Raw genomic sequence first — 15,417 nt, forward strand, 5'->3', positions numbered from 1 at the left:
ACCCGTCCCCTTCCGCCCCACCCTCCTCCCCTAGGCTTGTCCCGTGACCCCCGCCGAGCTGTCCCGTACCGTGCTGGACGCGGTGCGCCGTGCCGTGGGTACGGGGGAGCTGAGTGTGGCCCCGCCGGACGGGGTCACCGTGACCGAGCCCGGCCCTGGTGGGTGCGGTGACTTCGCCACCAACGTGGCCCTCCGCCTCGCCCGCCCCGCCGGCCTGCCCCCGCTGCGCGTCGCCGAGGTCCTGCGGACGTACGTGCTCGACGCCGAGGGGATTCGGGACGTCGTCGTCACCGGGCCCGGGTTCCTCAACATCACCCTCCGCGCGCGCGACGGACTCCTCACCGGGCTCGTCCGCGAGATCCGCGAGCGCGGTACGGAGTACGGGCACGGCGACGCCCTCGCCGGGAAGACCGTCGTGCTGCGGGTGCCGTACGAGGTGCGCGCCGAGGTCGTCGCCGACGCCGTCGCGCGGCTCGTGGCCGCCCAGGGCGGCCGGGCGGAGATCGAGCACGGCGAGCCCGTCACCCTGCGGCCCGTACCGGCACCCGAGGACCCCGCGCCGCTCGGGCCCGACGCCGCCCGCTGGGCCCTGCTGCACCCCGCCGCGCACGACCGGCCCCGCATCACCGCCGACCACCTCGTGCAGCGCGAGATCAACCCCCTTTTCCGTGTCCGCTACGCCCACGCTCGCGTACGCGCCCTCACCCGCAACGCCCGCGACCTCGGCTTCGCCGGGGAGCCGGGCGACCTCGACACAGGCGCCGCTCCCGGACACCCCCACCCCCTCCAGACCCCCCTCGCCGACCACCCCCGCATCCTCCGCGCGGCCGCCACCCAGCACGCCCCCGACCGCCTGGCCCGGCACCTCCTCACCGTCGCCGACGCTCTCCTCCCCCTCCTCCCCGAGGTACTCCCCGTCGGGGAGGAGAAACCCACGGCCGCCCATCGCGCCCGGCTGGCGCTCGCCGAAGCCGCCGGGGCGGTGCTTGCCGGTGGCCTGTCCCTGCTCGGCATCGACGCACCCGAACACCTCTGAGATCAGAGAACGATCAGAGAACAGAGAGCACTCATGAGCCGTTCCGCCCACCCCGCCGGGCCCCGTCACGCCGATGTCCTGACCGAGGGGCACTACTCCGCCCCGCCGTCCGATCTCAACGCCCTCGACCCCAAGGTGTGGGCCCGGACCGTGAGCCGGGACGAGGACGGTGTCCTCACCGTCGGCGGCCGTGCCGTGACGCGGCTCGCGGAGGAGTTCGGCACCCCCGCCTACATCCTCGACGAGGCCGACTTCCGCGCCCGGGCCCGCGCCTGGCGCACCGCCTTCGGCGCCGACGCCGACGTGTTCTACGCCGGCAAGGCGTTCCTCTCCCGCGCCGTCGTGCGCTGGCTGGACGAGGAGGGGCTCAACCTCGACGTCTGCTCCGGCGGCGAGCTGGCCACCGCGCTGTCGGCCGGGATGGACCCCGAGCGCATCGCCTTCCACGGCAACAACAAGTCCACCGAGGAGATCCGCCGCGCCGTCGAGGCGGGGGTCGGCCGCATCGTGCTCGACTCCTTCCAGGAGATCGTCCGCGTCGCCCACATCGCCCAGGAACTGGGCAAGCGGCAGAAGGCGCAGATCCGGATCACCGTCGGCGTCGAGGCGCACACCCACGAGTTCATCGCCACCGCGCACGAGGACCAGAAGTTCGGCATCCCGCTGGCCGGGGGACAGGCCGCGGAGGCCGTACGGCGCGCGCTCACCCTCGACGGGCTCGAACTCATCGGCATCCACAGCCACATCGGCTCGCAGATCTTCGACATGTCCGGCTTCGAGGTCGCCGCCCACCGCGTGGTCGGCCTGCTGAAGGACATCCGCGACGAGCACGGCGTCGAGCTGCCCGAGATCGACCTCGGCGGCGGCCTCGGCATCGCCTACACCAGCTCCGACGACCCCCGCGAGCCGCACGAGATCGCCAAGGCGCTCACCGAGATCGTCACCCGCGAGTGCGAGGCGGCGCGGCTCGGCGTCCCCCGTATCTCCGTCGAGCCCGGCCGCGCCATCGTCGGGCCGACCGCGTTCACGCTGTACGAGGTGGGCACGGTCAAGCCGCTCGACGGGCTGCGGACGTACGTGTCCGTCGACGGCGGGATGTCGGACAACATCCGCACCGCGCTGTACGACGCCGAGTACAGCGTCGCCCTCGTCTCGCGCACCAGCGACGCCGAGCCGATGCTGACCCGCGTGGTCGGCAAGCACTGCGAGAGCGGGGACATCGTGGTCAAGGACGCGTTCCTCCCCGCCGACCTGGCGCCGGGCGACCTGATCGCCGTACCGGCGACGGGCGCCTACTGCCGGTCCATGGCCAGCAACTACAACCACGTCCTGCGCCCGCCGGTCGTCGCGGTCGGCGACGGCGAGGCGCGGGTGATCGTCCGGCGTGAGACCGAGGAGGACCTGCTCCGGCTCGACGTCGGCTGAGGCCCGCCCAGGGCCGCCACAGGTCCCGGTCCGTACCGGTCCGGGAACGCGAAACAGATGTCTCACGATCCGGACGAAGGGTAGAAAGCCCCGTCCGGTGAGTGAGACTGGTCAAACCGTAGACGGTGAGAGGAAACGAGGTCGGATGATGCGTACGCGTCCGCTGAAGGTGGCGCTGCTGGGCTGTGGAGTGGTCGGCTCCGAGGTGGCGCGCATCATGACGACGCACGCCGACGACCTCGCCGCCCGCATCGGGGCCCCGGTCGAACTGGCCGGGGTCGCCGTACGGCGGCCCTCGAAGGTGCGCGAGGGGATCGACCCGGCGCTGGTCACCACCGACGCGACCGCCCTGGTCAAGCGCGGTGACATCGACGTGGTGGTGGAGGTCATCGGCGGCATCGAGCCCGCCCGCGGCCTCATCACCACCGCCCTGGAGCACGGCGCGTCCGTCGTCTCCGCCAACAAGGCCCTGCTCGCCCAGGACGGCGCCGCCCTGCACGCCGCCGCCGAGGAGCACGGCCGCGACCTCTACTACGAGGCCGCCGTCGCCGGTGCCATCCCGCTGATCCGCCCGCTGCGCGAGTCCCTCGCCGGTGACAAGGTCAACCGGGTGCTCGGCATCGTCAACGGCACCACCAACTTCATCCTCGACAAGATGGACTCCACCGGCGCCGGCTACCAGGAGGCGCTGGACGAGGCCACCGCGCTCGGGTACGCCGAGGCCGACCCCACCGCCGACGTCGAGGGCTTCGACGCCGCCGCCAAGGCCGCCATCCTGGCCGGGATCGCCTTCCACACCCGCGTCCGCCTCGACGACGTGCACCGCGAGGGCATGACCGAGGTCACCGCGGCCGACTTCCGCTCGGCCCGCGAGATGGGCTGCACCATCAAGCTGCTCGCCATCTGCGAGCGGGCCAGGGACGGCGCCTCGGTCACCGCCCGCGTCCACCCGGCGATGATCCCGCTGACCCACCCGCTGGCCTCGGTGCGCGGCGCGTACAACGCGGTCTTCGTGGAGTCCGACGCGGCCGGGCAGCTCATGTTCTACGGCCCCGGCGCCGGCGGCGCGCCCACCGCCTCGGCCGTCCTCGGCGACCTCGTCGCCGTCTGCCGCAACCGCCTGGGCGGCGCGACCGGCCCCGGCGAGTCGGCGTACGCGGCGCTGCCCGTCTCCCCGATGGGGGACGTCGTCACGCGCTATCACATCAGCCTCGACGTCGCCGACAAACCGGGTGTCCTCGCGCAGGTCGCCACGGTCTTCGCCGAGCACGGGGTGTCCATCGATACGGTCAGGCAGCAGGGGAAGGACGGCGAGGCGTCCCTCGTCGTCGTCACCCACCGGGCCTCCGACGCGTCCCTGACGGGGACGGTGGAGGCGCTGCGCAAGCTCGACACCGTGCGGGGTGTCGCCAGCATCATGCGGGTTGAAGGGGAGTAAGCGGCAATGACCCACCAGTGGCGCGGAATCATCGAGGAGTACCGGGACAGGCTGCCGGTCTCCGACAGCACGCCGGTCGTGACGCTCCGCGAGGGCGGCACGCCCCTCGTGCCCGCGCAGGTGCTCTCCGAGCGCACCGGCTGCGAGGTCCACCTCAAGGTGGAGGGGGCCAACCCCACCGGTTCGTTCAAGGACCGGGGCATGACCATGGCCATCACGCGGGCCAAGGAGGAGGGCGCCAAGGCGGTCATCTGCGCCTCCACCGGCAACACCTCCGCCTCCGCGGCCGCCTACGCGGTGCGGGCCGGCATGGTCTGCGCCGTGCTCGTCCCGCAGGGCAAGATCGCGCTCGGCAAGATGGGCCAGGCCCTCGTGCACGGCGCGAAGATCCTCCAGGTCGACGGCAACTTCGACGACTGCCTCGACCTCGCCCGCGACCTGAGCGACAACTACCCGGTGTCGCTGGTCAATTCGGTCAACCCGGTGCGCATCGAGGGCCAGAAGACCGCCGCCTTCGAGATCGTGGACATGCTGGGCGACGCCCCCGACATCCACGTCCTCCCGGTCGGCAACGCCGGCAACATCACGGCCTACTGGAAGGGCTACCGGGAGTACGCCGCCGACGGTCCGGCCGGCCGGACCCCGCGCATGTGGGGCTACCAGGCGTCGGGCAGCGCGCCCATCGTGCGCGGAGAGGTCGTCAAGGACCCCTCGACCGTCGCCACCGCCATCCGCATCGGCAACCCCGCGTCCTGGAGTCACGCGCTGGCCGCGCGGGACGAGTCCGGCGGCCACATCGACGAGGTGACGGACCGTGAGATCCTGCGCGCCTACCGGCTGTTGGCCGCGCAGGAGGGTGTCTTCGTGGAGCCCGCCTCCGCCGCCTCGGTCGCCGGTCTCCTCAAGGCCGCCGAGCAGGGCAAGGTCGACCCCGGCCAGACCATCGTCTGCACCGTCACCGGCAACGGTCTGAAGGACCCGGACTGGGCCGTGGCCGGCGCCCCGCCGCCGGTCACCGTGCCGGTCGACGCGTCCGTCGCGGCCGAGCGGCTCGGCCTCGCCTGACGTGCCGCACCGCGGAGGGTGCACAGGGGGCTTGCGACACGCATCGTGCGCCTCCTGTGCGCCCTATGTCGCGGCAGAACCTTCCTTCGATAGGCTGTGAGCAACCCGCCCACCGCATATGCCCACGCGTGTGGCCCGTGGCCGCGCCGTGCCGAGCGGCCCGACGGGTTTCGTACGTCATCGAGTGTCCGCACCGGACGCCCCCAGCGGGTCGTTCGGCAATCACGTCCGTCACGCAGCTCAAGGAGAGACTTCGAGCGATGGCCGGTCCCGCCTTCCGCGCCGCCGCCGTCCGGGTGCGCGTCCCCGCCACCAGCGCCAACCTCGGTCCGGGCTTCGACGCCCTGGGCCTGGCACTGGGGCTGTACGACGACGTGGTCGTCCGGGTCGCCGACTCAGGGCTGCACATCGACATCGCGGGCGAGGGCGGTGAGACCCTCCCGCGCGACGAGCGCCACCTGCTCGTACGGTCCCTGCGCACCGCCTTCGACCTGCTGGGCGGGCAGCCGCGCGGGCTGGAGATCGTCTGCGCCAACCGCATCCCGCACGGCCGGGGCCTCGGCTCCTCCTCCGCCGCCATCTGCGCCGGCATCGTCGCCGCGCGCGCGGTGACCATAGGCGGCGAGGCCCGCCTCGACGACACCGCGCTGCTGGAGCTGGCCACCGAGATCGAGGGCCACCCGGACAACGTCGCGGCCTGTCTGCTCGGCGGGTTCACCCTCTCCTGGCTGGAGTCCGGCGCCGCCCGCGCCATCAGGATGGACCCCGAGCGTTCCATCGTTCCGGTGGTTTTCGTGCCCGGGAAGCCCGTGCTCACCGAGACCGCGCGCGGTCTGCTGCCCCGTACCGTCCCCCATGTGGACGCCGCCGCCAACGCCGGCCGTGCCGCGCTGCTGGTGGAGGCCCTGACCCGGCGCCCCGAGCTGCTGCTGCCGGCCACCGAGGACCGGCTGCACCAGGAGTACCGCGCACCCGCCATGCCGGAGAGCGCCGCGCTGGTGGAACGGCTGCGCGCGGACGGCGTACCGGCCGTCATCTCCGGTGCCGGGCCCACCGTCATGGCGCTCACCGACGAGGCCACCGCGGACAAGGTGGAAGCCCTCGCGGGCGCCGACTGGGCGGCCAACCGGCTGAGCCTCGACATGCAGGGAGCGAGCGTGCTGCCGCTTGCGCCCTGACACCCGGTTGCCGGATTTGGAGAGGGGGAATGTTTGTTGCATCCGGTAGTGTTAATCTCAAGTCTGCACCCGACCCCACCATGGCGCGGTGCTTCGTGTCCCCGTCAGGGACAGACATTCTTCCGGGAGCCTCCCGAGCCACTCCGTGTTCCGTGCGCCGTACTTGGGCAGTACGTCGGATGGGGGCGCTGAGCCAGTCCTCGGTAGGGGTGTCCCCTCTGGGGGAGCTCCGGAACCGGCGCCGCCGCGCCACGTGACACCGGGTGTCACGGCTCGCGGGAGCGTCATCACCAGAAATTCTCTTCCGCCGCTTCCAGGCGGACCACCGCCCCGGCCAGGTACTTACCCACAGCACCGATGCCGGACAGCACAACCGGTCGCCGAGCCAGACAGGCCGACGTCCGCTCCAGGGAAGGACCCTTCGTGAGCGACACCACCGATCTGATGGGCGCGCGTGTCGAGGAGACCGCTGCCGCGCCCGCCACGGACTCCGCGCCCGCCACCGGTGCCGGCTCCCGTCGGCGCCGCGGCACCGGCCTCGAGGGCATGGTGCTCGCCGAGCTCCAGCAGGTCGCCTCGGGCCTCGGCATCAGGGGCACCGCGCGGATGCGCAAGAGCCAGCTCATCGAGGTCATCAAGGAGGCCCAGGCCGGGGGCGGCGCCCCCAAGGCCGAGGCCGCCGAGGAGACCAAGCCCAAGCGCCGCGCCACCTCCAAGGCCCGTACGGGTGAGGCCTCCACCGAGGCGAAGGCGGAGAAGTCCGCGCAGCCGGCCGCCGACAAGGCCGCCGCCGCGCAGCAGATCGACATCCCGGGTCAGCCCGCCGCCGAGCGCGACGACGCGCAGGGCGAGCGCCGCCGCCGTCGTGCCACCGCCGACGCCGGCAGCCCGGCCGCCGCCGAGTCCGCCGAGCACAAGGGCGACAAGGGCGAGCCGAAGGGCGACGCCCAGCAGACGCAGGCCGAGGGCAAGGGCGACGCGGGCGACGGCGAGGGCCGTGGCCGCCGCGACCGCCGTGACCGTGACCGCGACCGGGGCGGCCGTGACCGCGACCGCCGCGGCAAGGGCGACGACCAGCAGGGTGGCGGCCGCCAGGACCGCCAGCAGGGCCAGCAGCAGGGCGGCCGTCAGGACCGGCAGGACCGCCAGACGCAGCAGGACGACGACGACTTCGAGGGCGGCCGCCGTGGCCGTCGCGGCCGCTACCGCGACCGCCGGGGCCGCCGCGGACGCGACGAGATCGCCGAGCCGCAGGTCAACGAGGACGACGTCCTGATCCCCGTCGCGGGCATCCTGGACATCCTCGACAACTACGCGTTCATCCGTACCTCCGGCTACCTGCCGGGCCCGAACGACGTGTACGTCTCCCTCGCCCAGGTCCGCAAGAACGGCCTGCGCAAGGGCGACCACCTCACCGGCGCGGTCCGCCAGCCCAAGGAGGGCGAGCGCCGCGAGAAGTTCAACGCGCTGGTGCGGCTCGACTCCGTCAACGGCATGGCGCCCGAACACGGCCGCGGGCGGCCGGAGTTCAACAAGCTGACGCCGCTGTACCCGCAGGACCGTCTGCGTCTTGAGTCCGAGGCCGGCATCCTGACGACCCGGATCATCGACCTCGTGTCGCCGATCGGCAAGGGCCAGCGCGGTCTGATCGTGGCCCCGCCGAAGACCGGCAAGACCATGATCATGCAGGCGATCGCCAACGCGATCACGCACAACAACCCCGAGTGCCACCTGATGGTCGTCCTGGTCGACGAGCGTCCGGAAGAGGTCACCGACATGCAGCGCTCGGTCAAGGGCGAGGTCATCTCCTCGACCTTCGACCGCCCGGCCGAGGACCACACCACGGTCGCGGAGCTGGCCATCGAGCGCGCCAAGCGCCTGGTGGAGCTGGGCCACGACGTCGTCGTGCTGCTCGACTCGATCACGCGTCTGGGCCGTGCGTACAACCTCGCCGCCCCGGCGTCGGGCCGCATCCTCTCCGGTGGTGTCGACTCGACCGCCCTCTACCCGCCGAAGCGCTTCTTCGGCGCGGCGCGCAACATCGAGGACGGCGGCTCGCTGACCATCCTCGCCACCGCGCTCGTCGACACCGGGTCCCGCATGGACGAGGTGATCTTCGAGGAGTTCAAGGGCACCGGCAACATGGAGCTCAAGCTCGACCGGAAGCTCGCCGACAAGCGCATCTTCCCGGCGGTGGACGTCGACGCGTCCGGCACCCGCAAGGAGGAGATCCTGCTCGGCAGCGAGGAGCTCGCCGTCACCTGGAAGCTGCGTCGCGTGCTGCACGCGCTCGACCAGCAGCAGGCGATCGAGCTGCTGCTCGACAAGATGAAGCAGACCAAGTCGAACATCGAGTTCCTGACCCAGATCCAGAAGACGACGCCGGCTCCCGGCAACGGTGACTGAGCACAGCTGAGCCACCCTCCCGGGACCTCAAGGGCCGCCTCCGCCGCACACGCGACGGGAGCGGCCCTTTTGCGTGCCGACGGCTCCCGCGAGACCTTTGCCACAGGTGTGACGTTCGGTACCGACTTGGCTCGGTACGGCCCCTTCCGAGAAAGCGCAGGTGAACGCGGAGACGCTCCGCGGAGTCGATCACTCAAGGTGACCACTGTCGAACCAGGCGGCGCTGTGCTTTGTGCGAGCCTGTCCCGAGTTTCCCTGTTCCAGCAGGCGGAGCGACGATGGAGTGGTGATGACCGCTCCCGACCCTGATCGCAGGGGGTAATCGAACGGACGAGACCTAGGAGCGCAGTGTCCACCGAGAGCACGCCGGAGCCCGGCATACCGGAGACCGGAGACGGCCCCCGCCGCCGGGGCAAGGGCCGCCGCCGCAAGCCCCGCAGCGCGGGCCGCAAGGCCCTGCTCGCCACGGCCTGGACGGCCGCGGGCGTGGTCGTGCTGGCCGGTGCCGGCGCCGGGTACGTCTACTTCAAGCTCAACGGGAACATCCGGAGCATCGACATCAACCAGGTGCTGGGCCGCGACCGGCCCGCCAAGGCCGACAACGGCTCGCAGAACATCCTGGTCCTCGGCTCCGACACCCGCGCCGGCGCCAACCGCAAGCTCGGCGGCGGAGCGGCCGACAGCGGCGCCCGCTCCGACACGGCGATGATCGTCCACCTCTACAAGGGCCACAAGAAGGCGTCCGTCGTCTCCGTGCCCCGCGACACCCTCATCGACCGCCCCGCCTGCGCCGACACCAAGGGCCACACGTATCCGGCCGCGCGGGACGTCATGTTCAACTCGGCCTACGCCACCGGCGGCGCGCCCTGCGCGGTCAGAACCGTCGAGTCGCTCACCGGTATCCGCATGGACCACTACCTGGAGGTCGACTTCGCGGGCTTCGAGCGCCTCGTCGACGACCTCGGCGGCGTACGCGTCACCACGACCCGCGCCATCCAGGACCCCGACAGCCACCTGGACCTGACCGCGGGCACCCACACCCTCGACGGCGCGCAGGCCCTCGGCCTGGTCCGCACCCGGCACGGCGTCGGCGACGGCTCCGACCTGGGCCGCATCCAGCTCCAGCAGGCGTTCGTGAAGGCCCTGATCGCCCAGACCAGGCAGCTCGGCGTGCTGAGCAACCCCAAGAAGCTCTACGACCTCGCCGACACCGCGACCCGGACCGTCACCACCGACTCCGACCTCGGCTCGGTCAACTCCCTCGCGGACTTCGCGGGCGGCCTCAAGGGCATCAGCGCCTCCGGGATGCACATGGTCACGATGCCCGTCCAGTACGACCCCGCCGACCCCAACCGCGTCCTGCTGGAGCGGCACAAGGCCCAGCGGATCTGGACGGCCCTGAAGAACGACAGGCCGATCCCCGACTCGGCGACCATCGGCACGGCCACCGGCGGGGCCAAGGGCGTCGTCACACCCTGACGCGGCCCCGCCCCCCCAAGTCGGCCCCACGCCGTTCCGCGCCCCCCCTCGGGACGCCCGCGGGAATACATCGGCCCCACCCCCGGTTTTGGGGGATGGCGCCAGTCCTGGCAGACTGGTACGTCGGCTCCGGTTCACGCGCCCGCATCCCGCGGTGGCGACCCGGCGCCCTCCCTGAACCTAGGAGACACCTTGAAGCGCGAGATCCACCCCGAGTACGTCGAGACGCAGGTCAGCTGCACCTGTGGCGCCTCGTTCACCACGCGGAGCACCATCGACTCCGGCACCATCCGTGCCGAGGTCTGCTCCGAGTGCCACCCGTTCTACACGGGCAAGCAGAAGATCCTCGACACCGGTGGCCGTGTGGCCCGCTTCGAGGCCCGCTTCGGCAAGGCTTCCGGCTCCAAGAAGTAGCGAGCCCCCGAACCGCCGGTCCACGGTCGCGCCCCTCGCGGGGCGCGCCAGGGACCGGCGTTTTTGGTCGCCCGCCACCCCTTCACCCGCCGTATCAGGAGCCGAAAGATGTTCGAGGCCGTCGAGGAACTCGTCGCCGAGCACGCCGATCTGGAGAGCAAGCTCGCCGACCCGTCGGTCCACGCCGACCAGGCCAACGCGCGCAAGCTCAACAAGCGCTACGCCGAGCTGACCCCGATCGTCGGCACCTACCGCTCCTGGAAGCAGACCGGGGACGACATCGAGACCGCGCGCGAGCTCGCGGCCGACGACCCCGACTTCGCCGCCGAGGTCAAGGACCTGGAGAAGCAGCGCGAGCAGCTCACCGAGAAGCTCCGCCTGCTGCTGGTCCCGCGCGACCCGAGCGACGACAAGGACGTCATCCTGGAGATCAAGGCCGGAGCGGGCGGCGACGAGTCCGCCCTGTTCGCCGGTGACCTCCTGCGCATGTACCTGCGCTACGCCGAGCGGGTCGGCTGGAAGACCGAGATCATCGACGCCACCGAGTCCGAGCTGGGCGGCTACAAGGACGTCCAGGTCGCCGTGAAGACCAAGGGCGGCCAGGGCGCTACCGAGCCCGGCCAGGGCGTGTGGGCCCGCCTGAAGTACGAGGGCGGCGTGCACCGCGTGCAGCGCGTGCCGGCCACCGAGTCCCAGGGCCGCATCCACACCTCCGCCGCGGGTGTCCTCGTGACCCCGGAGGCCGAGGAGATCGACGTCGAGATCAACCCCAACGACCTGCGCATCGACGTCTACCGCTCGTCCGGACCCGGCGGCCAGTCCGTCAACACCACCGACTCCGCCGTGCGCATCACCCACCTGCCCACCGGTGTGGTCGCCTCCTGCCAGAACGAGAAGAGCCAGCTCCAGAACAAGGAGCAGGCCATGCGCATCCTGCGCTCCCGGCTGCTCGCCGCGGCCCAGGAGAAGGCCGAGGCCGAGGCCGCCGACGCCCGCCGCAGCCAGGTGCGCACCGTGGACCGCTCCGAGAAGATCCGTACGTACAACTTCCCGGAGAACCGCATCTCCGACCACCGTGTCGGCTTCAAGGCGTACAACCTGGACCAGGTCCTGGACGGCGAGCTGAACGCGCTGATCCAGGCGTGCGTCGACGCCGACTCGGCGGCGAAGCTCGCGAACGCGTAAGAACGCCCGGCAGGACCACGCACGAGGACCGGAGGAGAAGCGTGCAGCAAGACTTCGGGGGGCGACCCCCGAGCCCCCGCAGCGTGCTGCTCGCGGAGGTCGCCCAGGCCACCCAGCGGCTGGCCGACGCCGGAGTGCCCTCCCCGCGCACCGACGCCGAGGAACTGGCCGCGTTCGTGCACGGCGTCAAGCGCGGCGCCCTGCACACGGTCAAGGACTCCGACTTCGACGCCCGGTACTGGGAGGTCATCGCCCGCCGCGAGCAGCGCGAGCCGCTCCAGCACATCACCGGGCGGGCCTACTTCCGCTACCTGGAGCTCCAGGTCGGCCCCGGAGTCTTCGTGCCCCGGCCGGAGACCGAGTCGGTGGTCGGCTGGGCGATAGACGCGGTACGCGCCATGGACGTCGTCGAGCCCTGCATCGTCGACCTGTGCACCGGCTCCGGCGCCATCGCGCTGGCGCTCGCCCAGGAGGTGCCGCGCTCCCGCGTGCACGCCGTCGAGCTGTCCGAGGACGCCCTGCGGTGGACCCGCAAGAACGTCGAGGGCTCCCGCGTCGACCTGCGCCAGGGCGACGCCCTGTCCGCCTTCCCGGACCTCGACGGCCAGGTCGACCTCGTCGTCTCCAACCCGCCGTACATCCCGCTCACCGAGTGGGAGTACGTCGCCCCCGAGGCCCGCGACTACGACCCCGAGCTGGCCCTGTTCTCCGGAGAGGACGGGCTCGACCTCATCCGGGGCATCGAACGCACCGCGCACCGGCTGCTGCGCCCCGGCGGGGTCGTCGTCATCGAGCACGCCGACACCCAGGGCGGCCAGGTGCCGTGGATCTTCACCGAGGAGCGGGGCTGGGCCGACGCGGCCGACCACCCCGACCTCAACAACCGCCCGCGGTTCGCCACGGCCCGCAAGGCGACACCGTGAGCACCGACCGCAACCACCCCCAGTTGTACGCGTACGAGGAGGCCCGCTAGACATGGCACGGCGATACGACACCAACGACGCCACCGACCGCGTGACGGGCCTGCGCGAGGCCGCGGCCGCGGTACGCCGGGGCGAACTGGTGGTGCTGCCGACCGACACGGTCTACGGCATCGGCGCCGACGCGTTCTCCGCGGAGGCCGTCGCCGACCTGCTCGCCGCCAAGGGCCGGGGCCGCAACATGCCCACCCCCGTGCTCATCGGCTCCCCGAACACCCTGCACGGTCTCGTCACCGACTTCTCCGAGGCCGCCTGGGAGCTCGTCGACGCCTTCTGGCCCGGCGCGCTCACCCTGGTCGCCCGGCACCAGCCGTCCCTGCAGTGGGACCTCGGCGACACCCGCGGCACCGTCGCCGTGCGCATGCCGCTGCACCCGGTCGCCATCGAGCTGCTCAACGAGTTCGGCCCGATGGCCGTCTCCTCCGGCAACCTCACCGGCCACCCGGCGCCGGAGACCTGCGACGACGCCCAGCGCATGCTCGGCGACTCCGTCTCCGTCTACCTCGACGGCGGCCCCACCCCCGGCAACGTGCCGTCGTCCATCGTGGACGTCTCCGGCCCGGTGCCGCTGCTGCTGCGCCAGGGCGCGATCTCCCCGGAGGAGCTGCGCAAGGTCGTACCCGACCTTGAGGTGGCGAATTGACGGCCCCCGGACCGCACACCCGCGCCGTCCCGCCCGAGCAGGGGGTCACCCCATGCGCGGCATAGGCGGCGCGGAACACCCGGCGGAGCAGACCACGACGTTCGGGTTCCCGCGCGACACCTTCCGCATCCTCCACGTCAGCACCGGCAACGTCTGCCGCTCACCCATCACCGAGCGGCTGACCCGGCATTTCGTGGCGGAGCGGCTCGGCGTGCTCGGCGGCGGCCTGATCGTGGAGAGCGCCGGCACCTGGGGCCACGAGGGTGCCCGGATGGAGGAGAACGCGGAGACCGTGCTCGCCGAGTTCGGCGCGGACGCGGCCGGGTTCACCGGCCGGGAGCTGCTGGACGAGCACGTCATCATGGCCGACCTGGTGCTGACCGCCACCCGCGACCACCGCGCCCAGGTCATCTCCATGGGCCACTCGGCGGGCCTGCGCACCTTCACGCTGAAGGAGTTCACCCGCCTGGTCCGCGCGATAGACCCGGCCACCCTGCCGCCCCTGGAGGACGGCGTGGTGCTGCGCGCCCGCGCCCTGGTCCGCGCGGCCGCCGCGCTGCGCGGCTGGCTGCTGGCCCCCACCGCCGAGGCGGACGAGGTGTACGACCCCTACGGGGCCCCGCTGCCCTTCTTCCGCTCCATCGGCGACGAGATACGCGACGCCCTCGACCCGGTCGTCACCGCGCTGACGGGCGTGCCCGCCCGCATGTGACGCGCGCCGGGCTCCGGCAGGGGGCCGGACCCGGCGGAGAAGCGTCCGCCCGCGGCACGGCCTACATTGGAGACCCGGGGCGCCGCCCCTCGTCACCGTCGACCGCCCGGAGCCCGTCATGTCGGTCACACCCGTGCTGGACACGGACGCCCTGAGCCGGACCGACCCCGAGCTGGCGGAGATCCTGCGCGGCGAACTGGACCGGCAGTCGACGACCCTGCAGCTCACCGCGGCCGAGAACTTCGCCTCGCCCGCCGTCCTCGCCACCCTCGGCTCGTCACTGGCGAACAAGTACGCCGAGGGGTATCCCGGCGCCCGCCACCACGGCGGCTGCGCGCTGGCCGACACCGCCGAACGCATCGCCGTCGAGCGCGCCAAGGACGTCTTCGGCGCCGAGCACGCCAACGTCCAGCCGCACACGGGCTCCTCGGCCATGCTGGCCGCCTACGCCGCCGTGCTGCGCCCCGGCGACACCGTCCTCGCCCTCGGCCTCGACGACGGCGGCCACCTCACCCACGGCTCGCCCGCGAACTTCTCCGGCCGCTGGTTCGACTTCGTCGGCTACGGCCTCGACCCGGGCACCGGGCTCGTCGACCACGACGAGGTGCGCCGGCTGGCCCGCGAGCGCCGGCCGAAAGCCATCGTGTGCGGCTCCACCGCCTACCCCCGCCACTTCGACCACGCCTTCTTCCGCGAGGTCGCGGACGAGGTCGGGGCGTATCTCATCGTGACGCTGACGCACTCCGCCGGACTGGTCGCCGGGGGAGCGGCGCCGAGCCCGCTGCCGTACGCCGACCTGGTGTGCGCCACCACGCACAAGACGCTGCGCGGGCCGCGCGGCGGGATGATCCTGTGCGGGGCCGGGCTCGCGCGGCGGGTCGACCGGGCCGTCTTCCCCTTCACCCAGGGCGGCGCCCAGATGAACTCCATCGCCGCCAAGGCCGTCGCGTTCGGCGAGGCGGCCACCCCCGCGTTCGCCGCCTACGCCCACCAGGCGGTCGCCAACGCGCGCGCGCTCGCCGGGCACCTGGCGGCGGCCGGGTTCACGATCGCCACCGGCGGCACCGACACCCATCTCGTCGTGGCCGATCCCGCCCCCCTCGGCATGGACGGCCGGACCGCGCGCGGCAGGCTCGCGGCGGCCGGTCTGGTGCTGGACTGCTGTGCGCTTGCGCACACAGGCGGCCGGGCGCTCAGGCTCGGAACGGCCGCCGTGACCACCCAGGGCATGGGCGAGCCGGCCATGGCGCGGATCGCCGCGCTGCTGGCCGGAGTGGTCAGCGGCGGGCGGGACCCGGCCGCGGCACGGGCCGAGGTGCGCGCGCTGACCGCCGATTTCCCGCCGTACCCCGAGTGAGCCGGAGGGCGGCATACGGGACACAAGGCCCCGGCCGCAACCGTCACCGGCCCCCGCAGGTCCTCACCATTACCTGTCCCTCGCTAGGGTGTGGGGCTG

General features: G+C 72.5%; 13 protein-coding genes. All 13 read left to right on the top strand.

Annotated features, from left to right (window positions below):
- Positions 1–43: 43 nt before the first annotated feature.
- Entirely contained in the window at positions 44–1,036 is a 993-nt protein-coding gene (gene nrtL / locus ABZ898_RS01660; protein WP_361651670.1) for an ArgS-related anticodon-binding protein NrtL, read from the top strand.
- Positions 1,037–1,069: 33 nt separating this feature from the next.
- Positions 1,070–2,461, top strand: a complete 1,392-nt coding sequence (lysA, locus tag ABZ898_RS01665; protein WP_361651672.1) for a diaminopimelate decarboxylase — start codon at positions 1,070–1,072, stop codon at positions 2,459–2,461.
- 145 nt (positions 2,462–2,606) lie between these two features.
- The gene (locus tag ABZ898_RS01670) at positions 2,607–3,899 is read left to right on the top strand and encodes a homoserine dehydrogenase (RefSeq protein ID WP_361651674.1); all 1,293 of its coding nucleotides are present in this window, start codon (positions 2,607–2,609) and stop codon (positions 3,897–3,899) included.
- Between the two features lie 6 nt (positions 3,900–3,905).
- Entirely contained in the window at positions 3,906–4,964 is a 1,059-nt protein-coding gene (gene thrC / locus ABZ898_RS01675) for a threonine synthase (protein ID WP_361651676.1), read from the top strand.
- 260 nt (positions 4,965–5,224) lie between these two features.
- Positions 5,225–6,142 (top strand): homoserine kinase, encoded by a 918-nt coding sequence (gene thrB / locus ABZ898_RS01680; protein WP_361651678.1) that lies wholly within the window; start codon positions 5,225–5,227, stop codon positions 6,140–6,142.
- A gap of 423 nt (positions 6,143–6,565) precedes the next feature.
- On the top strand, positions 6,566–8,548 hold the full coding sequence (gene rho / locus ABZ898_RS01685) for a transcription termination factor Rho (protein WP_361651680.1): 1,983 nt from the start codon (positions 6,566–6,568) through the stop codon (positions 8,546–8,548).
- Between the two features lie 348 nt (positions 8,549–8,896).
- On the top strand, positions 8,897–10,027 hold the full coding sequence (locus tag ABZ898_RS01690) for an LCP family protein (protein ID WP_361651682.1): 1,131 nt from the start codon (positions 8,897–8,899) through the stop codon (positions 10,025–10,027).
- Positions 10,028–10,219: 192 nt separating this feature from the next.
- Positions 10,220–10,441, top strand: coding sequence for a 50S ribosomal protein L31 (rpmE, locus tag ABZ898_RS01695; protein ID WP_161145758.1), 222 nt, complete (start codon positions 10,220–10,222; stop codon positions 10,439–10,441).
- Between the two features lie 108 nt (positions 10,442–10,549).
- Positions 10,550–11,626 carry a peptide chain release factor 1 gene (gene prfA / locus ABZ898_RS01700; protein ID WP_361651684.1) on the top strand — a complete coding sequence of 359 codons (1,077 nt, stop codon included), beginning with the start codon at positions 10,550–10,552 and terminating at the stop codon, positions 11,624–11,626.
- Positions 11,627–11,709: 83 nt separating this feature from the next.
- Entirely contained in the window at positions 11,710–12,549 is an 840-nt protein-coding gene (gene prmC / locus ABZ898_RS01705) for a peptide chain release factor N(5)-glutamine methyltransferase (RefSeq protein ID WP_361652269.1), read from the top strand.
- A 52-nt stretch (positions 12,550–12,601) separates the two neighbouring features.
- Positions 12,602–13,249 carry an L-threonylcarbamoyladenylate synthase gene (locus ABZ898_RS01710; RefSeq protein ID WP_361651686.1) on the top strand — a complete coding sequence of 216 codons (648 nt, stop codon included), beginning with the start codon at positions 12,602–12,604 and terminating at the stop codon, positions 13,247–13,249.
- 52 nt (positions 13,250–13,301) lie between these two features.
- Positions 13,302–13,961 (top strand): protein-tyrosine-phosphatase, encoded by a 660-nt coding sequence (locus ABZ898_RS01715; protein WP_361651688.1) that lies wholly within the window; start codon positions 13,302–13,304, stop codon positions 13,959–13,961.
- Positions 13,962–14,079: 118 nt separating this feature from the next.
- Positions 14,080–15,318: a serine hydroxymethyltransferase gene (gene glyA, locus ABZ898_RS01720; protein ID WP_361651690.1), complete on the top strand. Its 1,239-nt coding sequence runs from the start codon at positions 14,080–14,082 to the stop codon at positions 15,316–15,318.
- Positions 15,319–15,417 lie beyond the last annotated feature (99 nt).

Origin of the sequence: Streptomyces sp. NPDC046860, from assembly GCF_040645115.1 — a bacterium.
GTDB lineage: Bacteria > Actinomycetota > Actinomycetes > Streptomycetales > Streptomycetaceae > Streptomyces.